Origin of the sequence: Micromonospora sp. NPDC050276 (genome assembly GCF_044459545.1) — a bacterium.
Lineage (GTDB): Bacteria > Actinomycetota > Actinomycetes > Mycobacteriales > Micromonosporaceae > Micromonospora.
The window spans coordinates 95411-117568 of sequence record NZ_JBITJA010000013.1 but is presented as its reverse complement, the minus strand read 5'-3'; the positions used below and the strand labels follow the sequence as shown (position 1 = coordinate 117568).

Sequence of the window (22158 nt, the reverse complement as noted above, 5' to 3'; positions counted from 1 at the left end):
GCGTCACCGGCTGGGTGGTGTCGGGTCGGCCGGCCGTGGGCGGGCGGCGCTGAGCAGATCGACGATCCGGGTCACCCGGGGGTCCTCGCAGATCTGCGCCACGGTGGCCGGCAGCGGCAGCCTCCAGTTCGGGTACTCGTCCACGGTGCCGGGCATGTTGGGCTGTCGTACCTCGCCCAGCACGTCGTAGAGGGACACGCCGAGCAGCCGGGTCGGGCTCGCCGCGAGCGCGGCGTGCATCGCCACCACCACCTCGCCGTCGTCGGGCGCCGCTGTCGCACCGGCATCCGTCCTTTGCTCTGCACCCCCGGAGGCGACAGTCACGGTCGGTAGCTGCAGTGTCGGCTCGGGCAGCAGGTTCTCGGCGCGCAGCATGCCGAGCAGCCGCTCCCGATCGGCGGCGGCGCGGGCCCGCTCCACCGCCGTATCGGTGCTGAGCAGCTTCAACTCGTCGCGTACCCGCACCTGCTCGCCGGTCAGGAAACCGGGCGCGGTCGGCAGGTCGTGGGTGGAGATGGTGGCCAGCGCGTTGCGCGGCCACCGGGCCGGTGGGACGAAGTCGCCGTCGTCGTCGCGGGCGAACCACAGCACGGTCGAGCCGAGCATGTTGCGCGCGCGCAATCCTCGGGTCACCGCCGGCTGGACCGTACCGAGATCCTCACCGATCACCACCGCGCCGGCCCGGTGCGCCTCCAGGGCGAGGATGCCGAGCATCGCCTCGGCGTCGTAGCGCACGTAGGTGCCCTGAGCCGCCCCGCCGCCCGGCGGCACCCACCACAGTCGCCACAGGCCGGCGACGTGGTCGACCCGCAGGCCGCCCGCGTGCCGCAGGGCCCGGCGCAGCATGTCCCGGTAGGCCGCGTACCCGGTGGCAGCGAGCCGGTCCGGGCGCCACGCGGCGAGCCCCCAGTCCTGGCCGAGCTGGTTAAAGTCGTCCGGCGGTGCGCCGACCCGCACACCCTGGGCCAGCACGTCGGCGAGCTGCCAACCGTCCGCGCCGCCCGGGTCGATGCCGACGGCCAGGTCGTGTACGACGCCGACCGGCATCCCCGCCGACCGGGCCGCCGCCGTGACGGCGTCGAGCTGCTCGTCGCACAGGCGTTGCAGCCAGGCGTGGAAGGCGACCCGGTCGGCGAGGTGCCGACGCTGCTCGGCGACCGCCGGGGCATCGGGGTGGTGCAGCTCCGCCGGCCAGGCACGCCAGTCGTTGCCGTGTCGCTCGGCCAGCGCACACCAGGTGGCGAAACTGGCCAGCGCCGGGTCCGCGGCGAGATCCACCGGCTCGGCGTACGGGTGCAGCAACTCCAGGGCGTGTCGCTTGGCGGCCCACACCTCGTCGTAGTCGATCAGCGGGCCCCGGTCGGGGCGCAACGCGTCGACCACCGCACGGGTCGCCGGGTCCGCCGCACGGTACGCGGCGGTGTCGCTGACCCGCAGGTAGAGCGGGTTGACGAAGCGTCGACTGGCGGGCGAATACGGTGAGGTGGCGACCGGGTGCGCCGGCCCGACCGCGTGCAGCGGGTTGAGCAGCACCAGCCCGGCACCGGTGGCACCGGCCCACCCGGTGAAGTCGGCGAGGTCGCCGAGATCGCCCATGCCCCACGAGCGCTCCGAGGTGAGCGCGTAGAGCTGGAGCATCCATCCCCAGGCGCGGGGTGCCACCGGCAACCGGGGCGGCACCACCACCAGGGTCACCTCCCGGTCGGCGCAGGCCAGCCGGTGCCAACCCAGCGGCAGGTCCGCCGGCAGCTCGCGGTCGACCGCGCGACGGCCACCGTCCTCCAGGGTCACCACTCCCGGGCCGGGCAACGCCCGGGTGCCGCCGTGGGTGAGCACGACCGTCTCCGGCAGGGCGTTCCGGTCGACCGCGCGGGCGGCGGCCAACGCGTCGGCGATGGCTGTGGGGCTGGTGGCGTCCACGCCGAGCAGCCCGAGCACGCCCACCACGGTCTCCGGGGCGACCTCGACGCGGCGGTGCCGCCAATCCTCGTACCAGGTGGAAACACCGTGCGCGTTGGCCAGCGCGGCCAGTCGTCGGTTCATCCCGTCCCCCGCTTCACGACGCGACCTGCGACCACCCTGCCACGCCGGCCCGCCCCCCGCAGAACACGCCCCACCCCGCGCCCCGCGCCCCCGGTCGCGCCGATCTTGCACTTTCTGTCCCGGCGCAAGGGGCAATTCCGCCCATGTCGACAACCGAAACTGCAAGATCGGCGCGAGCTGACCGTCAGTCGGCGAGCGCTCCGGCGGCCCGTCCCTCGTGCAGGGTCAGGTTGCGGCCGGTGGCCGGGTCGAACAGGTGGATCTTCTCCAGGTTGAACCAGACCCGCCGCGTCTGCCCCTCGGCGACCGGGGACTCGGCGGACAGCCGGGTCACCAGGTTGCCGCCGGCACCGGCGAAGTCGGCGGCGCCGGCGTCGGCGGCCAACTCCTCCAACTCGGCGGCACTGGCCTTCTCGCCCTCGACGGTGAAGTAGACGTACTTGTCCGAGCCCATCGACTCGACGATGTCCACCGGCGCCTCGAACTCCATGCCCCGCCGACGGGTGTCGTCGTCGACCAACTCGGCGTCCTCGAAGTGCTCGGGCCGGATGCCGAGGATCAGCTCGCGGGGCGCGTCGGCGGACTCCAACTCCCGGCGGACCCGGTCCCCGAGCGGTACGTCGCCCAGGGCTGTGTGCAGCCGGCCTTCCTGCACGGCGGCGTGCAGGAAGTTCATCGACGGCGAGCCGATGAAGCCGGCCACGAAGAGGTTGCGCGGGTGGTCGTACAGCTCCTGGGGTGGCCCGACCTGCTGCACCGCGCCCCCGCGCATGATCACCACGCGGTCGCCGAGGGTCATCGCCTCGGTCTGGTCGTGGGTGACGTAGACGGTGGTGGTGCCGAGCTGCTTCTGCAGGCGGGAGACCACCGTGCGCATCTGCACCCGCAGCTTGGCGTCGAGGTTGGACAGCGGCTCGTCCATCAGGAACGCCTTCGGCTGGCGAACGATCGCCCGGCCCATCGCCACCCGCTGGCGCTGGCCACCGGAGAGGTTGGCCGGCTTGCGGTCCAGCAGCGAGGTCAACTCCAGCACCTTCGCCGCCTCGTCGACCTTCTGGTTGATGGTTTCCTTGTCCAGTTTCGCCAGCCGCAGCGGGAACGCCATGTTCTCGCGCACGGTCATGTTCGGGTACAGCGCGTACGACTGGAACACCATCGCGATGTCCCGGTCCCGGGGAGCCTTGTCGTTGACCCGCTCCCCCGCGATGCGCAGCTCACCGGAGCTGATGTCCTCCAGCCCGGCGATCATGTTGAGGGTGGTGGACTTTCCGCAGCCCGAGGGTCCGACCAGGATCACGAACTCGCCGTCGGCGATCTCCAGGTCGACGTCCTGCACGGCGACGGTCCCGTCCGGGAAGCTCTTGCTCACCTTGTCCAGCACGATGTCAGCCATGACTACTCACCTATCCCTTGACTGCGCCGGAGGTCAGACCGGACACGATGCGACGCTGGAAGAAGAGGACGAACAGGATGATCGGTACGGTGATCACGACGGCGGCGGCGCAGATCGCCCCGGTGGGGTCCTCGAACTGTGACGCGCCGGTGAAGAACGACAGGGCGGCCGGCACCGTGCGCGACCGCTCGGTCGAGGTCAGCGAGATGGCGAACAGGAAGTCGTTCCAGCAGAAGATGAAGACCAGGATCGCCGTGGTGAACAGCCCGGGCGCGGCCAGTGGCGCGATCACCCGCCGGAACGCCTGCCCCTGGGTGGCGCCGTCCATCTTCGCGGCCTTCTCCAGGTCCCAGGGGATCTGCTTGAAGAACGCCGACAGCGTGTAGATCGCCAGCGGCAGCGCGAAGGTGATGTACGGCAGGATCAGCCCGGGCCAGGTGTCGAAGATCTTGAGCTGACGCTCGATCTCGAACAGCGGTGACACCAGCGACACCTGCGGGAACATCGCGATCAACAGGGAGACGCCGACCAGCAACTTCTTGCCGGGGAAGTCCAGCCGGCTGATCGCGTACGCGGCCATCGCGCCGAGCACCACCGCGATCAGTGTGGCGATCAGCGCGATGCCGATCGAGTTGATCAGCGCCCGGACGAACTGGTCGGTGTCGAAGATCGTCCGGTAGTTGTCCAGCGTCCACTCCCGGGGGATGAACTTCCCGTCGGTGAGGGTGGCCGGTGTCTTGAACGACAGCGACGCGATCCACAGCACCGGGACCAGCGCGAAGACGACCACGAGGACGTCGAGCAGACCCCAGCGCAGCTTTGCCCTGGTCGTGGTTTCGACAGCCATGTCAGCGCCTCTCGGAGTCGTCGCTGCCGGGGGCAGCGGTGCCGAACAGCTTCACGAAGACGAACGCGATGATCGCCACGGTGATGAAGATCAGTACCGACATCGTCGAGCCGATGCCGAGGTTGAGACCCCGGAGCAGGTTGTTGTAGGCGAGCATCGACACCGAGGACGTCTCGTTGCCACCGGCGGTCAGCACGAAGATGTTGTCGAAGACCCGGAACGCGTCCAGGGTGCGGAACAGCAACGCGACCAGGATCGCCGGCTTCATCACCGGCAGCATCACCTTGGTGAATTTCTGCCAGGCGGTCGCGCCATCGGTGGAGGCGGCCTTGAGCAGGTCCTCCGGCACCAGTGCCAGCCCGGCCATCAGCAGCAGCGCCATGAACGGGGTGGTCTTCCAGATCTCCGCGAGCATGATGATCGCCAGGGAGCTGGCCCGCTCGGTGAGGGGTGCGCCGTCGCTGAACAGGTCGGCCAGGTAGCCGGTGCCGGGCGTCCAGGCGTACCGCCAGGAGAACGCCGCGACCACGGTGACGATCCCGTACGGAATGAGCGCCGAGGTCCGGACCAGGCCGCGACCGACCAGGGTGCGGTGCATGATGATCGCCAAGCCCATGCCGAGCACGAGTTCGACGGCCACGGTGACCACCGTGATCAGCGCGGTCACCCCGAACGCGGTCCACCAGAACTCGTTGGTGAGCACGGTGACGTAGTTCTCCAACCCGATGAACTCACGCTCGTCGGGAAAGCGCAGGTCGAAGCGCTGCAACGACAGCCAGACCGAGTAGATGATCGGGTACGCGGTCACCCCGATCATGACCAGCGCGGCCGGGGCGCAGAGCAGCAGGCCGAGCCGGCGTTCGGCTTTCTTGTTCTCGCTCAACGGCGGCTTACCGCGGCCGCCCCGCTGGGTGGGAACGGTGGCGCGCCGGCCGTCGGTCTTCTCGGGGGTTTCCGTGGTGGCGGGCTGGGTCATGGCAGGACCCCCTTCGACTGGAGGGCGTCGGCGATGGCGCCGCGCAGCTCGTCGGCGGTCTGCTGCGGACGGATCCCGGACGGCGGCGACAGGATCGCCGACATGACGGTGGAGATGCTCTGGTAGGCGGGGGTCAGCGGACGTGTCGCCGGGTCCTTCAGCTCCTCCAGGATGGTGTCCTTCATCGGGTACGCCTCGGTCATCTCCGGGTCGTCGAAGACCGCCTCGATGGTGGGCGGTACGCCGTCGTTGATGGCGGAGAACTTCTGGTGCTCGGCGCTGCGGATGCACCGGGCCGCCTCGAAGGACTGCTCCGGGTGCTTGGAGTAGGAGCTGACCGCCAGGTTGACCCCGCCGATGGTGACCTTGCTGGGGGTGCCCTCGTCGATGCCCGGGATCCGGGCCCAGCCGACCTGCTTGGCCAGCTCCGGGTTGGCTTCCTGCAGGGCTGGGTAGACGAACGGCCAGTTCACCTGGAACGCGCCCGAGCCGGACTGGAACTCCAGCCGCACCGGGTCCTCGGTGGCGTTGCTGAACGACGGCGAGGTCACGCCCGACGTGGCGAACTTCTTCAACTGCTCCAACGCCCGGACCGTGCCGTCGTCCATCACGGCCTTCTTGCCGTCGTCGCTGAGGATCTTCCCACCGGCGCTCTCGGCCAGGGTGTTGTAGAGGACGACCAACCCCTCGTACTGGGCACCCATGGTGAGCACCTGGTACGGCTTGCCCTGGTCCTTGAGTTGCTGGGCCGCGCTGATCATCTGGTCCCAGGTGGTCGGCGGCTGCGGCACCAGGTCCTTGCGGTACCAGAGCAGCTGGACGTTGGTGTTCTTCGGCGCCGCGTACAGCTTGTCCTCGTACCGGGCGGTCTCCAGCGGCCCGGCGAGGGTGCCCTGCTCGACCTCGGCCCTGTCCTGGCCGGTCCACTCGCGGATCCAGTCGGCGCTGGCGAACTCCTGGGTCCAGGTGACGTCCAGGCCGAGCAGGTCCATCCCGCTGTCCTCGGCGGCGAGCCGGCGCACCATCTGCACCCGCTGGTCGTCGGCCTGCCGGGGCAGCACCCGGTAGGCGATCTCGTACCGTCCCTGGGCCTGCGCGTTGCAGTCGTCGACGACCTTCTGCAGGTTCTGCTCGGGCGGGTAGTACAGGTTGATCGTCGCTGGGCCGCCGTCGTCGTCCGCGCCGCACGCGGCCAGCGGTGCGACCAGCGCCAGCGCGGCAGCCGCCGCCCCCAGCCGCACAACCGGCCGGCGTCGGTGTCGAGCCGTTTCGGGGTCCGTCATCGCCCTCCCCCTTTCCTCGGCGAAAGACCGGGGAGGGGCATCCGTGCCCCGGCGCACGGCGAGCCGGTTCCGAGCCGGTAAGCTGCGGAAACTCCGGCGCGGATGCTCTGTAGCGGCTACTCTGCCCCACCCGCGAAGTCGCGAAACCTGGCTGTCACGCCGAGCGTGCGCACAGCCACCGGCCGTCGCCCAGACGCCGCGCGTGATCGACTCAGCCGCCTGGACCGACCGCCCAGACGGGGCGTGATCGACTCGGCTTCCTGGAAGTCGCGCCATTGCCGTGCCAGGGAAGCCCCGCCTTTCAGGAAGACGAGTCGATCGAGCGCTGAGACGGCGGGCGCCACGGTGCTGCTGGCCCCGCCCGCCTGCGCACTGCTGCCGGAGCGTGCGCAGGACCTGCCGGAGCTGACCTTCTGGCAGCGCAGGACCCGCCGCTTCGACCTGGCCGCCGCCGTGGCGGGCCTGACCCATGACGCCGCGGTGCTCACCGGCGAGGGGCCCGGCTACTCCGACGGGGTGCCGCTGATCCACTTCCCGGGATGAACCACGGCGGGCCGAGCGTCAGCTCCGGGCCCTCGCCCAGGAGAGGAAGCGCTCGGTCATTCGGGCCGGTGGATGATCTGGGTGGAGTTGGGTGAGCTGGTTCGTCGCCTCATGCATGAGGGTGCCGAGGTAGATCAGCAGCGCGGTCCGGCTGGCCCGGTACTCGATCAGCAGGGCGAGCTTGGCCGGCTGGCAGGGCCACTCCTTGCCGCAGCTGCGGCACCGCCACAGCGGGCGCATGGCCACGTGCGGCACGGGCGGCCGGACCACCATCATCGCCACCGCGCCGCGGGCAGCTGGTCTGTCGGGCTCAACACATCGACCTCCTCGGGACGAGGAGGGGTCGCTCCCGCAAGGGGGAAACGGGAGCGACCCCGAGGGCAGAGCCCGCCGCCGCCATTCCGGCTACCAGCGAACCCGCCACTGGTGACAGTTTGGTGATCACGCGACTACCGTCGATACGTGCTCGCATCATTCGCGCAGCTCAGCGACGCAGACGAGCGGCGCTGAGGGACACGCCGATCCACACTGGGCAGAGATTGGGGAATCGATGGGGGCCGTCACCGACTACGTGCTGGAGGAACTGCGTCTGTTCCGAACAGGATTCGGGCTCAGCCAGGACGATTTCGGCCGGGGCATCGGATATTCGGGCTCACATGTCAGCTCGGTGGAGACCGGCGGGCGACCGCCCACGAAGGAGTACATGCGGGCGATCGACACCCATCACCAGACCGGCGGGCGCTTCCTCCGGATGCTGGACGGGTTGGCCCGACTCGACGCCGAGCCGGCCTGGCTGCGCGAGTGGATCGAGTTCGAGCGGGAGGCCACCACGCTGCGCTGGTTCGAGTTGGCGTACGTGCCGGGCCTGCTCCAGACCGAGCGGTACGCCCGCGCCACCCTGGCCGGTGGCCGGTTCGACGCCGAGGACGTGGACCGGATCGTCGCCTCCCGGCTGGAGCGGCAGGCGATCCTGCACCGCCCGCGCCCGCCGCAGCTCATCGCCGTGCTGGACGAGGCGGTGCTGCGCCGGCCGGTGCTCGACCAGCCGGGCCTCATGGTCGAGCAGTGCGAGCACCTGGCCCAGTTGACGACGGCGGAGCATATCCAGGTGCACATCGTCCCGACGGATGCTGGGATGTACCTGGGGCTCGCCGGTCAGTTCATCATCGCCGAGATGCCCGACGGTGAGCGGGTGGCTCACGCCGACAACCAGCTCACCGCGCAGTTCGTCGATGCACCGACCGACGTCGCTAAGCTGGCGAAGACGTGGGAGATCGTGCGGAACGAGGCGCTCCCCCGCCGGCAGTCAACCGAGCTGATCAAGGAAGTGGCGAAGTCATGGGCATGCTGACCCCCCAGTGGCGCAAGTCGACCAAGTCCGGCGGCAACGGCGGCTCCTGCGTCGAGGTCGCCGACAACCTGCCGACCGTGGTGCTGGTACGCGACACCAAGGACCGCGACGGCGGCACCCTGCATCTCGACCCGACGGCCTGGAAGGCGTTCGTCGAGTACGCCAAGCAGCACTGAGCCCACGGGACGGCCCGGACCAGGCATGCTGGGACCATGATCGCGCGCTTCAAAGATCTCTGTCTGGACGCCAACAACCCGCTCGCGCTCGGTGGCTTCTGGGCCCGGATGCTCGACGGTGACATGGCCGACGCCGGCGACGACGACACCCGGGTGGACCCCCGCTCGGCGCGCTCGGACGCCGAGTCGATCTGGGTGAACAAGGTGCCGGAGCCGCGGACCGGCAAGACCCGCGTACACCTGGATGTGCGCCTGGCCGGCGCGGAGCCGGCGGCGCTGCTCGCGGCCGGCGCGCGGCTGGTTCGCGAGCCGGCCGGCGAGGCGACCTGGTGGGTGTTGGACGACCCGGAGGGCAACCAGTTCTGCGCGTTCCCGGCGCGCGAGGGCACCCGACCGGGCCCGTTCGAGCTGGTCGTGGACTCGGCCGACCCGGCCGCGCAGGCGACCTGGTGGGCCGGTGTGCTCGGCGGCGCCGTGGAACACGGGTCGACCACCTCGTCGGTGGCCGGCGCGGCGGGGTTCCCGTGGGAGTACTGGGTGTTCGACGGGGTGCCCGAGCCCAAGACGGTCAAGAACCGCCTGCACTGGGACGTCGAATTGGCCGACCCGGAGCCGATGGCGCTGATCGCGGCGGGCGCGACGCTGCTGCGGGAGCCGCTCGACGAGGAGCACTGGTGGTGGGTGCTGGCTGACCCCGAGGGCAACGAGTTCTGCGCCTTCGCGCCACGTCCAACCGGGTGAACGACCGACTACCGAGCGCGGGCCGGGTCGGCTAGCGTTTTTCGTAGCGCCGCAGCCGGCGCGTTCGCCGCCGCCGTCGACACGCCTCCGGCCGACCCCACGCCTGCCCGATCGGTTGGTAATCGCGGGAACGCCCCACCGCCGCTCCCCCGGTTCGGCAGGATCGTCCCAACGAGGAGGTGCCGTCGTGCAGGACACCCGCGCTCTCGCCCTGACGTTCGAGGTGAGCGGCCTGCCACCGGTCAAGACCGAAGCGTTGTCCATCTTCGCCGCCGGCCATCGGCAGGCGACGAGGGTTCGCACTCTGCTCCAGGCCGCCCTCGAAGCGGCCCAGCGCACCGGCTGGACACCGCTGCCCGGGCCGATCGAGATCGACCTGGTGTTGCGCTGCCCGCCCAGGCACCGCACGTCCGACGCCAGCACCCTGCTCGGCGGCGTCTGCGCGGTGTTGCAGGACAAGAAGCGAGTGTCGAACATCGGCCTCGCCCACCTCGGCGTCCTGGTGGACGTCGCCCTCTACGACGACGACCGGCAGATCCGCCGACTGTCGTACCACGAGGAGCCGGCGGAGGACTTCTCATACCAGGTGCGGGTCGCCGCCGTACCGACCGGGGTTTGACCGACGTTCGCGGTGGGGTACCGCGGACGCCGACGAAGGGAGCACCGATGTCGGAGCCACATGTGACGCTCGACCCCCGCGGGCTCGACCCTGTGCAGCAGAAGCTGCAAGGCCCGCTGGAGGAGCAGCTGACCTCGGCGCTTCAGGCGGCCACCGACCGGGTCCGCGCCGGCTACGCCGGCGAGCCGGTCGAGCAGGTCTGCCAGCGACTGTTGGAGGAGACCCGCTCCGGGTTGCATCCCGACATCGCGGCCCGCTTCAACCCGGACATGGACGAGTTCTGCCGCGTGGCGGTGGCGATCGTCCGGCGCGAGGCCGGCTGAGCATTCGTCAGTATCGGCTGAGCTGGTCGTACGGGCTGAGCACGATGCGCGGCGACAGCGCCGGGTCCAGCCAGTTGAGCACATCGACCAGGTGATTGTGTGCGAGTGAGACGCAGCCGGCGGTGGCGTTGCCACCGCTGCTGCTGAACTCGTGCAGGAAGATCCCGCTGCCCGCGTTCGGCACCGGCTTCGGCACGTTCGGCGCCATGTTGTAGGTGATCACCGCGAAGTGCGTGTACGCGGGGACCTCCTTCCACAGCGCCTCGCTGGCCCCGCCCGGGCTCGTCGTGCTGTGCTGGAAGGTGTTGTAGAGCGAGGACGCCGGGTTCTCGTTCCACCAGTCGCCGCTGACCAGCCGGTGGTAGGGGTATCGCACGCCCGGGTTGGCGGCGATGCCGTACATGGTCGGGCCGATCGAGTAGACACCGGTGGGCGTGGTCGGCACACCCTCCACGTGGTTGTCGCTGAAGCCCTTCGAGCCGATCCGGGCCGGCAACGACGCCGACGCCGGCTGCCAGCGGTCCTGCACCCGCACGTACGTCTCCAGTCGGGCGTAGGTGGTGGAGTAGCTGCTGGCGCCGACGACGATGACCTGCCGGGTCTGCGTCGGCAGGGTGGTCAACCGGGCGGCCAGGTTGTGCCGCGGCAACGGCCCGGTGGGGTGTGGCGCCGGCGCGATGCCCCAGGCCGGCGGAGAGGTGGCACCGAACGCGGGCGCCGTCGGGGCGAGCAGGGTCGGCGCCGCCAGGCCCGCCGCGGTGCCGAGCAGGAGGGATCTGCGCTTCATTCCGTCATCCTGACAGTCGACCCGGCGTGCGGTCTGCCCCCGCTCGCCGCGTTGCACGATTCGCGGACCGGGTCAGGGCCGGGTCCGCAACTACCCGGCCCTGACCCACGGCTGTCCGACCGGGGAGCGGACAGCTCCGGCACCCCGCCGCGCGGGCGTGGCACGCCACGCGAGACCGGGCAGAGCCGGCCACTCCGCACTCAGCTCCACGGTGCTCACCCGTCGAACGCCGCCGCGCCCCCGGCACACCCCGAGCCGTGAACGCCGGCACAGGTTAGGCAGGCTCCGACCGGCCGGACAAGCCAGGTCCGAGGCCGATGACGGGACTTGATCTCACGATGAAAATCAGGCATCTCGGCGTAACGCGACCATGATCGCCGGCGCTGTTTGGCTTCGTACGGTCAGAAGTGCCGCAGCAGGTCGGGGAACGCGGCGAGCCGCAGCACTCCCCCGTCGGTCGGGTCCAGCTCGTCGTCCTCCAGCACCCACGTGTTCGCGTTCGGAATGAACACGGCGTTCAACCCGGCCGCCCGCGCCGGCAGGATGTCGGACTTCGGGGAGTTGCCGATCATCCACGCGTCGGCCGGCGCGAAGCCGTGCTCCTGCACGAGCCACCGGTACGTGTCCACGTTCTTCTCGGCCACGATGTGCGCCGCACCGAAGTGGTGCAGCAGGCCGCAGGCGTCCAGCTTGCGCTGCTGTTCCTCCCTGTCGCCCTTGGTCAGCAGCAGCAACTCGTGCCGGCCGGCCAGCTCGTCGAGCGCGTCGGCCACCCCGGGCATCAGCTCCACCTTGTGCTCGACGAGGGCCACCGCCAGTCGGTCGATCTCCTGGCGTTCGGAGTCGGTGGCTGGCCGCTCACGCAGCCGCTCCAGGCACTCGGCCAGACTTCGCAGGAAGACCTTGCTGCCGTACCCGTGTGCCACCGCGTTGGCCCGCTCGATGTCGTCGAGGACGCTCCGCAGCTCGGCCCGGTCCAGAGTGGGGTGGTTCAACCAGCTCAAGAAGTCGTCGATCACCCGCTCGAAGACGACGTTGTTCTCCCACAACGTGTCGTCCGCGTCGAAGATCAACACCCGCGCCTGCCGCCGCGCCTCCTCGGCGACCGTCATAGCATCCCCTCCCCGTGCCCGCTGCCTGGAAGACTGAGGGACAGGATAGGCGGGAGGCGGAGGTGAGATCTTCCGGATTTTCGTGAACCGCCTGGCCTGATTGAGCACGATCGGCTGCGGCGGCGTGGTCACGGCCAGCGCAGCAGCCGTTGCGCGATCAGCGCCTCGCGTTCCTCCTGCCCCTCGGGCCGGAGCCGACCACCACGGGTGAGCATCACCACGCCGTGCAGCAGGCTCCAGCCCACCTCGGCGAGGGTGTCCGGGTCCCGGCCCTCGGCCAGCGGGGTCAGCGCCGCCCGCAGCTCCGCGAAGACCGCCCGCGGCGCGGCCGGCACGCCATCCACGCCGAGGGCCAGGTCGGGGGTCAGCGCGAGCATCGCGTCATAGACCTCCGGATTGGTGTACGCGAAGTCGAGGTACGCGGTCGCGACCGCCGACCAGATCCCCTCGGGGCTGCCGACGGTCTCCGCGTGCGCCTCCGCGAGATCGGCGGCCAGATCGGCGAAGGCGCACACCGCGACGGCGGCGATCAGCGCCTCCAGATCCGGGAAGTGCCGATAGATGTCGCCCATGTCGATCTCGGTACGTTCGGCGAGCCGTCGGGTGGTCACCCCCGCCCAGCCCTCCGCCTCGGCCAGCTCCCGCGCAACCGTGACAAGCAGGTCACGCCGGTCCTGTTCAATGGCCTTCTCGGCAGGTCCGGGCACGCACACGAGCGTAAGGGCGTACACCCGCCGTAGCTGTCAGGTGACGGATTGGTGACTGTTGTGGTTGCCTCGCCGCCTCTCCCCACGTGCCAGAGCGGCCCCCTGGCTCGTTAGGCGAGGAAATCACCGCGACGGGAGGGCACGTGGCCGTTCGACGGCACCGATGCGGGGCGGGCCGATGAGAGAACAGCGCAGCGACCGGCTGCTTCGCGACGACGCCACCCGCCAGCGGGCAACCTTCCTGGAGCTGTTCCTCGACCTGGTCTTCGTCTTCGCCCTGACCCGGATCTCCGCCCGGCTGATCGTCGACTTCACCGACGGCCAGCGCGGCGTCTACGCGGGCCTCGGCCAGGCCCTGCTGCTGTTCCTGGCCTTGTGGGCGGTCTGGTCGGTGACGGTCTGGTCGACCAGTTGGCTGGACCCGGAGGCGCCGGTCGTCCAGACCGTCATCATCATGACGGTGGTCGGCGCCATGACGATGGCCGTCGCGGTGCCCGACGCCTTCGGCGCGCGGGCCGCACTCTTCGCCATCACCCTGGTGACCCTCCAGATCGGCCGGGTGGTGTACTTCCACGTCGCCGGGCACGGCCGGCCGGATCCGTACCAGTCCATCCGGATTCTGTTCTGGTTCGGCCTGAGCACACCGCTCTGGGTCGTCGGCGGGCTGGTCGACGACGGGCGGGTTCGCGGGGCACTCTGGACCGTCGCCGTGCTGATCGACTACATCGGGCTTTTCCTCGGCTGGCCGACCCCCCGACTCGGCGCGCGACGAATCGGCGTCCAGATGATCGCGGCCGAGCACCTGGCCGAGCGGTACCAACAGTTCCTGCTCATCGCGCTCGGCGAAGCGATCTTCGTCATCGGGCTCGCCTTCAGCGGCAGCGAGTTCCACACCGACCAGACCGGTGGGTTCGTCCTGGCGCTGGCGAGCACCGTCCTGCTCTGGCGGATCTACTTCCACGTGGCGGGTGGGATGCTGGGCACTGCCGTCGACCGCTCCCGCGACCCGGCCCGGCTCGCGACCGACATGGCGTTCGCCCACATGATCATGATCGCGGGGATCGTGCTGACCGGCGTCGGCTTCGAGCTGTTCATCGCCGAGCCGCTCGGGCACCTCCCGGCGACCTGGCTCCTCGCCATCTTCGGCGGCCCGGCGCTCTTCCTGGCCGGACGGGCGACCCTCGAGTACGAGGTCTTCGGCCGGGTCTCCCGGTCCCGGATAGCCGGCCTGCTAGCCCTCATCCTGCTGACCCTCGTCCTGCTGACACCGGTGAGGCTGCACGTCGACCCGCTCACCGCGGGCGCCGCCGCCGCTGTGGTGTTGCTCGGCGTCGCTGGCGCGGACACCCGACGCTCGCACCGGCACCCACCGGAGACACCCTCGCCGCCGTTCTAACTTCCGTGGGCGGCGCTGGCGGGCCGGCCGTCAACGGCGCAGCGCGGTCTCACGTCGCAGGTGCGACAACTTCTCGGGATTGCGCACGGCATAGACCCCGCTGACGAGGCCGTCGTCGATTCGCAGCGTGAGGACTGTGTCGAGCGCGCCGTCGAGTCGCAGAATCAGCGCCGGGTGACCGTTGACCTGGGCTGGGTGCAGCGCCATGGTCGCGACCCTGAGGTGGGTGGCGGACAACAGGCGGGCCACCTTGTCGGCCCCGGCGACCGGCCGCAGCACCGCCGGTCTGATCCCGCCGCCGTCGCCGAGGAGCACCACGTCCGGCGCGAGCACGTCGAGCAGACCCTGCACGTCGCCGGTCTCCAGCGCCGCCTGAAACGCCTCCAGCACCCGCCGGCTCTCGGCCGGAGAAACCCTCCCACGGGGCCGCCGCGCGGCGACGTGCGCCCGCGCCCGGTGGGCGATCTGACGGACCGCCGCCGGGCTCTTGTCGACCGCTTCGGCGATCTCGTCGTACGCCAGATCGAAGACCTCGCGAAGCACGAACACCGCCCGCTCGGTCGGCGCGAGCGTCTCCAGCACCAGCAGCATCGCCATCGAGACACTCTCGGCGAGTTCGACATCATCGGCGACGTCGGGTGCGGTCAGCAGTGGCTCCGGTAGCCAGGAGCCGACATACGACTCCCTGCGCCGGCCGACCGCCCGGAGCCGGTTGAGCGCCAGTCGGGTGGTGATCCGGACCAGGTAGGCGCGCTGATCCCGCACCGCCGCAAGATCCGCGTCCGCCCACCGCAGCCAGGTCTCCTGGAGTACGTCCTCCGCGTCGGCGGCCGAGCCGAGCAGCTCGTACGCGACGGTGAAGAGCAGGTTTCGGTGGGTGACGAAGGCATCGACAGCGAGGTCTCCATGGCCGTCCACACTCATGATTCCGCCCCCAACATCCAGGTGTCCTTCAGTCTCGCCGAGCTCGACCGCGTCGCGCACCAGACACCGGCCGCCCGCTTCCTGTGACACCGATCCCCCGTGCGCCACGTCACGTGCCGAGCTGTCACAGCGCACCGGCCGCCGGTGTCTTCTGTACGACCTGACATGGAGGAAAGCTCATGAACCTGGCCCTGTGGATCGTGGCCGGACTGCTGGCCGCAGTCGCCTTGACCGGCGGCGTCACCAAGATATTCGTACCCAAAGAGAAGTTGGCCGCGATCAACGGCGGAGGGTGGACGGACAGTGCCAGCGTCGGCTTCGTCAAGACCCTCGGGGTCCTCGAACTCCTGGCCGCGGTCGGTCTCATCCTGCCCGCCGTGCTGGACATCGCACCGGTGCTGGTGCCGGTGACCGCCATCTGCTGGGTTCTGCTGATGGTCGGCGCGATGATCACCCACCTGCGCCATGACGAGGCGAAGTTCATCGGGCTGAATCTGATCTATCTCGCGCTGGCCGCCTTCGTGGCCTGGGGTCGACTCGGACCCGAATCCTTCTGACAGCTGACCCTGTTCGACCCGGGGTTCGTCTACGTGGGGGCGCACCCCAGAGACGGCAAGCTGATCGTCCACGTCGGCTGATGTTGCTGCCTCCGGCGGCCCTGAGGCAGCAACATCGGTGAAGTTGCGCGGATCTTGCGGGCGGGGCGGGCTGACCGGTGCGGCGGGTGGGCGGGGCGGGCGAGCGGTCAGCGACGCAGGGTGATGATCAGGTCGGCGACCAGGGCCGTCCAGCCGGTCTGGTGCCAGGCGCCCAGGCCGGCCCCGTTGTCGCCGTGGAAGTACTCGGGGAACGCGACGAGATCCCGCCAGTCCGGGTGGGTCTGGAAGAGCTGGCAGGCGCCGTAGATCGGCCGTCGACCCCAGTCGTCCTGGGTGAAGAGCGCGATCAGCCGGGCGGAGAGGTCGTCGGCGATCTCGTCCAGGGTGCGCTTCACCCCGGAGCGGGTCGGGTACTCCACCTGGAGGTCGTCGCCGAAGAACGCCGCGTAGTCCCGCAGCGCGCTGATCAGCAGGAAGTTCGTCGGCATCCAGATCGGACCGCGCCAGTTCGAGTTGCCGCCGAACAGTCCGCTGGTCGACTCGGCCGGCTCGTAGCCGACGGAGAACTCCTGCCCGCCGAGGGTCACCGAGAACGGCTTGTCCAGGTGCGCGCGGGACAGCGTACGGAGGCCGAAGTCGGAGAGGAACTCGTCGGGGTCGAGCATCCGGGCCAGCAGGCGGACCACCTGCTCCGGGCCGACCATGGACAGCAGCCGCTGCTGCCGGCCGTCCGGGCCCAGCCGCCGGGTGCCGATCACCTGGGCGTACTCCGGGCGGTTGGTGAGGAACCAGCGCAACCGGGCGCCCAGCTCCGGCAGGCGGTGCAGGGTCTTCGCGGTGAGCCGGGTGGTGGCCGCCAACGGCAGCAGCCCGACCACCGAGCGGACCTTCAGCGGCACCTTCGTGCCGTCGGCGAGGCGCAGCACGTCGTAGAAGAAGGCGTCCTCGTCGTCCCACAGCCCCTGCTCGTACGCGGCGGCGGCGATGTAGGCGAAGTGCTCGAAGAACTTGGTGGCGGTGTCCACCCAGGTCCGGTCGTGTTCGGCGAGCACGATCGCCATGTCCAGCAGGTTGAGCGCGTACATGCCCATCCAGCCGGTGCCGTCGGACTGCTCCAGCACCCCGGCGACCGGCAGCGCCGCCGAGCGGTCGAACGGCCCGACGTTGTCCAGCCCGAGGAAGCCGCCCTCGAAGACGTTGTTGCCGCCGGTGTCCTTGCGGTTGACCCACCAGGTGAAGTTGAGCAGCAGCTTGTGCATCACCCGGGCCAGGAACTCGTAGTCCCGGCCGCCGTCGATCTCGAACACCTTCAGCGCCGCCCACGCGTGCACCGGCGGGTTCACGTCACCGAACGCCCACTCGTACGCCGGGATCTGGCCGTTGGGGTGCAGGTACCACTCGCGGAGCAGGAGCAGCAGTTGCTCCTTGGCGAAGCCGGGGTCGACCCGGGCGATGCTCACGCAATGGAAGGCCAGGTCCCAGGCCGCGTACCAGGGGTATTCCCACGGGTCGGGCATGGAGATGACGTCGAAGCTGGTCATGTGCCACCAGGCGCTGTTGCGCCCGTGCCGACGCCCGGCCGGCGGCGGTGTCGAGCCCGGGTCGCCTTCCAGCCAGCGTTTGACGTCGAAGTGGTAGAACTGCTTGCCCCACATCAGCCCGGCGATGGCCTGCCGGGCGACCAGCGCCTCGTCGGGCGTGGCGGCGGGTGGGATCACTCCGGCGAAGAACCGGTTCGCCTCGGCCCGCCGCGCCCACACCACGGCCTCGAAGCCCTCGCTGAGGTCGGCCGGGGGCGGCGGCGCGGCGGCCGGCGGCGACGCCGTGCGGGTGAGTCGCAGCCGGATCTGGCGCTGCCCACCGGCCGGCACGTCGAGCACGTAGTGCAGCGCGCCCTTGGTGCCCTCCCGGTCGGGGTTGACCGTGGCCGCGCCGTTGACGACGTAGTCGTTGATGCCGTCCTTCGGGTACGGGGAGCGGCCGGGCAGGCCCCAGAGCCGTTCGGCGTTGGTGTCGTTGTCGCAGAGCAGCGGCACCGGCCCGCCGTCGCCCTCCAGCAGCAGTTGACCGAGCACCCGGTGCTCGCCGACGAGCCGGGTGCCCTGCCCGGTCAGCCGGGGGATCCGATCGCCGCCGGGCAGACCCCAGGACCAGGTGTTACGGAACCACAGGGTGGGCAGCACGTGCAGCGTCGCCGCCTGGTCGCCCCGGTTGGCGACGGTCACCACCATGCAGAGGTCGGTCGGGGACGCCTTGGCGTAGTCGACGGTCACCGCCCAGTACCGGTCGTCGTCGAAGATCCCGGTGTCCACCAGCTCGTACTCGGTGTCGTCGCGGCCGCGCAACGCGTTCACCGCGACGAGTTCGTCGTACGGGAAGGCCGCCTGCGGGTAGTGGTAGCGCCACCGCATCCAGGAGTGGGTGGGCGTGGAGTCCTCGTACCACCAGTACTCCTTGACGTCCTCGCCGTGATTGCCGCCGTCGCCGCCGAGGCCGAACATCCGCTCCTTGAGGATCGGGTCCTTGCCGTTCCAGAGGGCGAGAGCGAACGCGAAGGTCTGTCGTTCGTCGCAGACGCCGGCCATCCCGTCTTCATTCCACCGGTAGGCTCTGGACCGCGCGTGGTCATGCGGGAAGTAGTCCCAGGCCGTACCGTGCTCGCTGTAGTCCTCCCGTACCGTCCCCCACGCCCGTTCGGACAGATAGGGACCCCATGCACGCCAGTCCTGCTCCCCCGAGTCGGCCTGGGCGAGCCGGAGCCGCTCAGCGTCGGCTGGCGAGGCGTCGGAGGACGATCGGTCAGTGATCACGTGCACATCTTTGACGTCGCCGCGGTACTTGACCACAGCGGCCATTCTCGTCGTGGCGTGTTACACGTTGCCGCCGGTGGAGGAAAGTTGATCGACATTCACTTCGGCCCGCAGGTCTGCGGCGATCTGACCAGCGCCGCCAGCCGGGAGTGGCTGGTCCCCGACGGCCTCGGCGGGTACGCGATGGGCACGGCCGGGGGCTTGCGGACCCGCCGCTACCACGGTCTGTTGGTGGTCCCCGGCGAAACGCCAGCTTCCCGCCAGGTGGGACTGGTCAGCCTCGACCCGGCGGTCACCCTGCCGTCCGGCGCGCGGGTGCGCCTCGGCGCGCACGAGTGGGCCTCCGGCGACGTGGATCCGCGCGGCTTCGAGCTGTTGGAGCGCTTCGACCTGATCGACGGGCTGCCCCGGTGGCGGTGGCGGATCGGCGCCGTGGTGATCGAACGGGAGCTGGCCATGCTGCCCGGCCGCTCCTGCGTCGCGGTGGTGCACCGGCTGGTCGCCGGTGGTCCCGTCCGGCTGGAGCTGTCGGCCGCCTGCACCTGGCGGGACGCCCACGGCGAACGGCGGGCCGACGGCCCGACGCCGCAGGTCGAGTCGGTGGCCGACGGCGCGGTGGTCGAGGGCGCGTACCGGCTCGCCGGGCCGGGCTGGGCGCCCGAGGGGCAGTGGTGGCTGGGCGTGCACCACCGCGAGGAGGCCAACCGGGGTCTACACCCGGACGAGGACCTCTGGTGCGCGGGCCGCTTCTCCGGCGAGCTGGAACGCCCCGGCGACACGGTGTCGGTGCGGGCCTGGGCCGCGCCGCTCGACGTGGAGCCGATGCCGGCGGAGGAGATCGTGGCGACGGCCCGGCGACGCAACCGGCAGGTGGTGGAGACGGCGAAGCCGGCCGACGACGTGGAGGCAACCCTGGCGCTGGCCGCCGACGCGTTCGTGGTGCGCACCAACCAGGCGGCGGTGGACGTGGTGGCCGGCTACCCGTGGTTCGGGGCCTGGTCGCGGGACACGATGATCTCGTACGAGGGGTTGTTCCTCTGCACCGGCCGGGCCGACGAGGGGCGGGAACTGCTGCGGGCGTACGCGGCGACGTTGTCCGAGGGGATGCTCGCCAACACGGCCGACACCGGCCGGGTGGAGTACAACACCGTCGACGGCACGCTGTGGTTCCTGCACGCGGTGAGCCGGCACGTCACCGTCACCGGCGACACCGACCTCGGCGACGAGTTGCTGCCCGCCCTGCGCGCGGTGATCGACGCCCACGCGGCCGGCACCCGCTACGGGATCCGCGTCGACCCGGCCGACGGGCTGCTCACCCAGGGCGCCGCCGGCACCGCGTTGACCTGGATGGACGCCCGGGTGTACGGGGTGCCGGTCACCCCACGTACCGGCAAGCCGGTCGAGGTCAACGCGTTGTGGATCAACGGGCTGGCCGGGCTCGCGGAGCTGACCGAGCTGGCCGGGCAGGACGCGGCCGAGCTGTGGCGACTCCATGGGCGGGCCACCGCCTCGTTCCGGGAGCGTTTCCCGGCCCCGACCGGGTGGCTGCACGACGTGCTGGACGCGCCCGCGCCGGCGTACCCCCTGGGTGGAGCCGCCCTGCACGACGACGACGCGTTGCGCCCCAACCAGTTGCTGGCCTGGTCGCTGCCGTACGCGCCGATGGAGCCGGACGAGGCCGTGCTGCGCCGGATCGCGGGCGGGCTGCTCACCCCACTCGGGCCGCGCAGCCTCGCCCCGGACTCGACGGAGTTCGTGGGCCGGCACCGGGGTGGCCCGGCCGACCGGGATGGGGGCTACCACCAGGGCACCGTCTGGCCGTGGCTGCTCGGCCCGTACGTGGACGCCGCCCGCCGAGGAAAGATGTCAGTCGATGACGTATTCGTCGGCATTGAGGCCCATTTGATGGAATTTGGGATAGGCTCGGTGAGCGAGACGGCCGATGGCCTGGCGCCGCACACCGCGACCGGCTGCCCGTTCCAGGCATGGTCGGTGGCCGAGCTGCTGCGGGTGCGTCGAAAGGGCCAGTAGCGCTTTACACGACCGCAACGGTGGTGTCGCCGCTGGTTATCGCGATCCCGGCAGGATTGGCCTCGATCCAGACGCGACGGCGACATCGATTCCGGTGTCGGTCGGCGCGCGCCCGGGGACAACTCAAAGGGGGCCGCATGTCACTCGATGCCCACGTGATCGACATCAACCCCGCCCGACAGCTGCGGGTGTTGATGCTCTCCTGGGAGTACCCGCCGGTGCTGGTCGGCGGCCTCGGCCGACACGTGCACGCCCTCTCCGTCGCCCTCGCCGCCGCCGGCCACGAGGTCACCGTCGTCACCCGGCACAGCGACGGCGCGCCCCTGGAGGAATACGCCGACGGCGTGCGCATCCTGCGCGCCCCGGAGGACCCGGTCACCTTCCCGCTCGCCACCAGCTCCCTGTTGGCCTGGACCATGGCCTTCAACCACACCCTCACCCGCACCGCCCTACGCGCCACCCAGGCCGGCGCCTACGACGTCATCCACGCCCACGACTGGCTCGTCGCGCACACGGCTGTCACCCTGGCCGAGCACCTGGACCTCCCCCTGGTCACCACCATGCACGCCACCGAGGCCGGTCGGCACCAGGGCTGGCTGCCGGAGGAGATGAACCGCACCATCCACGGCGTCGAGCACTGGCTCAGCGACTCTTCCATTCGAGTGATCACCTGCTCCGGTTACATGCGTGACCAGGTGACCGCGCTGTTCGACGTACCGGCCAGCCAGGTCGACGTGGTGCCCAACGGGGTCGACGACCGGGCCTGGCGGGCCCGTCCCCGTGCGGTCGCGTCGGCCCGGGCACGGTTCGCCGGGGACGGCCCGTTGGTCGGGTACGCCGGGCGGCTGGTCTACGAGAAGGGCGTCCAGCACCTGGTGCACGCCGTGCCCCGGCTGCGCGAACAGCACCCCGGGCTGCGCGTGGTGATCGCCGGCGACGGCCCGTACCGCCCGGAGTTGGAGGCGGAGACCCGGAGGCTGGCACTCAGCTCGACCGTCCGGTTCACCGGCTTCCTCGACTCCACCCAACTACCGGCCATGCTCGGCGCCACCGACGCGACAGTGGTGCCCAGCCTCTACGAGCCGTTCGGCATGGTGGCGCTGGAAGCGGCGGCCGCCGGGGCGCCCCTCGCCGTGGCCCGCACCGGCGGCCTCGCCGAGATCGTCGAACCGGGCGTGACCGGGGTGACGTTCCCGCACAGCGACCCGGACGCGCTCGCCGGCGCGGTCGGTCAACTGCTCGGCGACGAGGTCTTCGCCCGGCGGGTCGCCCGGCGGGCCCGCACGATGGTCGGCGAGCGGTACGGCTGGGCCACCATCGCGGCCCGCACCGCCGCCAGCTACGCCGCCGCTCGTCGCGAGCACAGCCCGGTGCAGGCCCGACGGGCCGCCGCCCGACTCGCCGGCGGACGGACCCGAATCGCCATCCCGGAAGGAAATCTGCTCGCCACCGCCGACCACGCCGCCTGTTGAGCCGAGTCGGACGACCGATAGGTGA

21 protein-coding genes are annotated in these 22158 nt (G+C 70.7%); 10 read left to right on the top strand and 11 right to left on the bottom strand.

What is annotated here, in order from left to right:
• Positions 1 to 3: 3 nt before the first annotated feature.
• The 5 genes from malQ to ACIBF8_RS25470 all read right to left on the bottom strand — a co-directional run bounded on the left by malQ (position 4) and on the right by ACIBF8_RS25470 (position 6542).
• On the bottom strand, positions 4 to 2043 hold the full coding sequence (gene malQ / locus ACIBF8_RS25490; protein ID WP_396786178.1) for a 4-alpha-glucanotransferase: 2040 nt from the start codon (positions 2041 to 2043) through the stop codon (positions 4 to 6).
• Positions 2044 to 2227: 184 nt separating this feature from the next.
• Complete coding sequence (locus ACIBF8_RS25485) at positions 2228 to 3436, bottom strand: ABC transporter ATP-binding protein (RefSeq protein WP_396786176.1); 1209 nt, start codon at positions 3434 to 3436, stop codon at positions 2228 to 2230.
• Between the two features lie 10 nt (positions 3437 to 3446).
• Positions 3447 to 4283 (bottom strand): carbohydrate ABC transporter permease, encoded by an 837-nt coding sequence (locus tag ACIBF8_RS25480; protein WP_363610435.1) that lies wholly within the window; start codon positions 4281 to 4283, stop codon positions 3447 to 3449.
• 1 nt (position 4284) lies between these two features.
• Positions 4285 to 5259 (bottom strand): carbohydrate ABC transporter permease, encoded by a 975-nt coding sequence (locus ACIBF8_RS25475; protein ID WP_396786174.1) that lies wholly within the window; start codon positions 5257 to 5259, stop codon positions 4285 to 4287.
• Positions 5256 to 6542 (bottom strand): ABC transporter substrate-binding protein, encoded by a 1287-nt coding sequence (locus ACIBF8_RS25470; protein WP_396786172.1) that lies wholly within the window; start codon positions 6540 to 6542, stop codon positions 5256 to 5258. The genes ACIBF8_RS25475 and ACIBF8_RS25470 overlap by 4 nt, the downstream gene beginning before the upstream one ends.
• Positions 6543 to 6887: 345 nt before the next feature.
• Here ACIBF8_RS25470 and ACIBF8_RS25465 point away from each other — a divergent pair, with 345 nt between their 5' ends.
• A complete protein-coding gene (locus tag ACIBF8_RS25465) occupies positions 6888 to 7085 on the top strand; it encodes a hypothetical protein (protein WP_396786170.1) in 198 nt (65 codons plus the stop codon).
• An 18-nt stretch (positions 7086 to 7103) separates the two neighbouring features.
• On the opposite strand, the gene ACIBF8_RS25460 is transcribed toward ACIBF8_RS25465, so the two are convergent.
• Positions 7104 to 7358, bottom strand: coding sequence for a flavin reductase (locus ACIBF8_RS25460; RefSeq protein WP_396786168.1), 255 nt, complete (start codon positions 7356 to 7358; stop codon positions 7104 to 7106).
• A gap of 277 nt (positions 7359 to 7635) precedes the next feature.
• On the opposite strand from ACIBF8_RS25460, the gene ACIBF8_RS25455 reads away from it, so the two are divergent.
• The 5 genes from ACIBF8_RS25455 (at position 7636) to ACIBF8_RS25435 (ending at position 10295) form a co-directional block, all read left to right on the top strand.
• Positions 7636 to 8436 (top strand): helix-turn-helix domain-containing protein, encoded by an 801-nt coding sequence (locus ACIBF8_RS25455; RefSeq protein WP_396786166.1) that lies wholly within the window; start codon positions 7636 to 7638, stop codon positions 8434 to 8436.
• Positions 8430 to 8612, top strand: coding sequence for a DUF397 domain-containing protein (locus ACIBF8_RS25450; RefSeq protein WP_396786246.1), 183 nt, complete (start codon positions 8430 to 8432; stop codon positions 8610 to 8612). The genes ACIBF8_RS25455 and ACIBF8_RS25450 overlap by 7 nt, the downstream gene beginning before the upstream one ends.
• 36 nt (positions 8613 to 8648) lie before the next feature.
• Complete coding sequence (locus ACIBF8_RS25445; RefSeq protein WP_396786164.1) at positions 8649 to 9353, top strand: VOC family protein; 705 nt, start codon at positions 8649 to 8651, stop codon at positions 9351 to 9353.
• A 187-nt stretch (positions 9354 to 9540) separates the two neighbouring features.
• Entirely contained in the window at positions 9541 to 9972 is a 432-nt protein-coding gene (locus ACIBF8_RS25440) for a hypothetical protein (protein WP_396786162.1), read from the top strand.
• Positions 9973 to 10019: 47 nt separating this feature from the next.
• Positions 10020 to 10295: a hypothetical protein gene (locus ACIBF8_RS25435; protein WP_396786160.1), complete on the top strand. Its 276-nt coding sequence runs from the start codon at positions 10020 to 10022 to the stop codon at positions 10293 to 10295.
• Positions 10296 to 10302: 7 nt separating this feature from the next.
• Here ACIBF8_RS25435 and ACIBF8_RS25430 read toward each other — a convergent pair whose 3' ends face one another.
• From ACIBF8_RS25430 to ACIBF8_RS25420, 3 genes are all read right to left on the bottom strand, one after another.
• Positions 10303 to 11082, bottom strand: coding sequence for a L,D-transpeptidase (locus ACIBF8_RS25430; RefSeq protein WP_396786158.1), 780 nt, complete (start codon positions 11080 to 11082; stop codon positions 10303 to 10305).
• A 401-nt stretch (positions 11083 to 11483) separates the two neighbouring features.
• Positions 11484 to 12194 carry an HAD family hydrolase gene (locus ACIBF8_RS25425; protein ID WP_396786156.1) on the bottom strand — a complete coding sequence of 237 codons (711 nt, stop codon included), beginning with the start codon at positions 12192 to 12194 and terminating at the stop codon, positions 11484 to 11486.
• 128 nt (positions 12195 to 12322) lie between these two features.
• A complete protein-coding gene (locus tag ACIBF8_RS25420; RefSeq protein ID WP_396786155.1) occupies positions 12323 to 12901 on the bottom strand; it encodes a TetR/AcrR family transcriptional regulator in 579 nt (192 codons plus the stop codon).
• 178 nt (positions 12902 to 13079) lie between these two features.
• Here ACIBF8_RS25420 and ACIBF8_RS25415 point away from each other — a divergent pair, with 178 nt between their 5' ends.
• Positions 13080 to 14297, top strand: coding sequence for a low temperature requirement protein A (locus ACIBF8_RS25415; RefSeq protein WP_396786153.1), 1218 nt, complete (start codon positions 13080 to 13082; stop codon positions 14295 to 14297).
• A gap of 30 nt (positions 14298 to 14327) precedes the next feature.
• Here ACIBF8_RS25415 and ACIBF8_RS25410 read toward each other — a convergent pair whose 3' ends face one another.
• Entirely contained in the window at positions 14328 to 15215 is an 888-nt protein-coding gene (locus ACIBF8_RS25410; RefSeq protein WP_396786151.1) for an RNA polymerase sigma-70 factor, read from the bottom strand.
• A gap of 185 nt (positions 15216 to 15400) precedes the next feature.
• Here ACIBF8_RS25410 and ACIBF8_RS25405 point away from each other — a divergent pair, with 185 nt between their 5' ends.
• On the top strand, positions 15401 to 15778 hold the full coding sequence (locus ACIBF8_RS25405; protein ID WP_396786149.1) for a DoxX family protein: 378 nt from the start codon (positions 15401 to 15403) through the stop codon (positions 15776 to 15778).
• A 188-nt stretch (positions 15779 to 15966) separates the two neighbouring features.
• On the opposite strand, the gene ACIBF8_RS25400 is transcribed toward ACIBF8_RS25405, so the two are convergent.
• Positions 15967 to 18675, bottom strand: a complete 2709-nt coding sequence (locus ACIBF8_RS25400; protein WP_396786147.1) for an MGH1-like glycoside hydrolase domain-containing protein — start codon at positions 18673 to 18675, stop codon at positions 15967 to 15969.
• A 42-nt stretch (positions 18676 to 18717) separates the two neighbouring features.
• Here ACIBF8_RS25400 and ACIBF8_RS25395 point away from each other — a divergent pair, with 42 nt between their 5' ends.
• Entirely contained in the window at positions 18718 to 20661 is a 1944-nt protein-coding gene (locus ACIBF8_RS25395; protein WP_396786145.1) for an amylo-alpha-1,6-glucosidase, read from the top strand.
• A gap of 137 nt (positions 20662 to 20798) precedes the next feature.
• Positions 20799 to 22133 carry a glycosyltransferase family 4 protein gene (locus ACIBF8_RS25390; RefSeq protein WP_396786143.1) on the top strand — a complete coding sequence of 445 codons (1335 nt, stop codon included), beginning with the start codon at positions 20799 to 20801 and terminating at the stop codon, positions 22131 to 22133.
• Positions 22134 to 22158 lie beyond the last annotated feature (25 nt).

Coding starts and splice junctions, on each gene's coding strand:
- ACIBF8_RS25450 (WP_396786246.1), top strand. CDS start 8,430: ATGCTGACCCCCCAGTGGCGCAAGTCGACCAAGTCCGGCGGCAACGGC.
- ACIBF8_RS25485 (WP_396786176.1), bottom strand. CDS start 3,436: ATGGCTGACATCGTGCTGGACAAGGTGAGCAAGAGCTTCCCGGACGGG.
- ACIBF8_RS25430 (WP_396786158.1), bottom strand. CDS start 11,082: ATGAAGCGCAGATCCCTCCTGCTCGGCACCGCGGCGGGCCTGGCGGCG.
- ACIBF8_RS25470 (WP_396786172.1), bottom strand. CDS start 6,542: ATGACGGACCCCGAAACGGCTCGACACCGACGCCGGCCGGTTGTGCGG.
- ACIBF8_RS25425 (WP_396786156.1), bottom strand. CDS start 12,194: ATGACGGTCGCCGAGGAGGCGCGGCGGCAGGCGCGGGTGTTGATCTTC.
- malQ (WP_396786178.1), bottom strand. CDS start 2,043: ATGAACCGACGACTGGCCGCGCTGGCCAACGCGCACGGTGTTTCCACC.
- ACIBF8_RS25390 (WP_396786143.1), top strand. CDS start 20,799: ATGTCACTCGATGCCCACGTGATCGACATCAACCCCGCCCGACAGCTG.
- ACIBF8_RS25405 (WP_396786149.1), top strand. CDS start 15,401: ATGAACCTGGCCCTGTGGATCGTGGCCGGACTGCTGGCCGCAGTCGCC.
- ACIBF8_RS25455 (WP_396786166.1), top strand. CDS start 7,636: ATGGGGGCCGTCACCGACTACGTGCTGGAGGAACTGCGTCTGTTCCGA.
- ACIBF8_RS25415 (WP_396786153.1), top strand. CDS start 13,080: ATGAGAGAACAGCGCAGCGACCGGCTGCTTCGCGACGACGCCACCCGC.
- ACIBF8_RS25460 (WP_396786168.1), bottom strand. CDS start 7,358: ATGGTGGTCCGGCCGCCCGTGCCGCACGTGGCCATGCGCCCGCTGTGG.
- ACIBF8_RS25480 (WP_363610435.1), bottom strand. CDS start 4,283: ATGGCTGTCGAAACCACGACCAGGGCAAAGCTGCGCTGGGGTCTGCTC.
- ACIBF8_RS25445 (WP_396786164.1), top strand. CDS start 8,649: ATGATCGCGCGCTTCAAAGATCTCTGTCTGGACGCCAACAACCCGCTC.
- ACIBF8_RS25475 (WP_396786174.1), bottom strand. CDS start 5,259: ATGACCCAGCCCGCCACCACGGAAACCCCCGAGAAGACCGACGGCCGG.
- ACIBF8_RS25400 (WP_396786147.1), bottom strand. CDS start 18,675: ATGGCCGCTGTGGTCAAGTACCGCGGCGACGTCAAAGATGTGCACGTG.
- ACIBF8_RS25435 (WP_396786160.1), top strand. CDS start 10,020: ATGTCGGAGCCACATGTGACGCTCGACCCCCGCGGGCTCGACCCTGTG.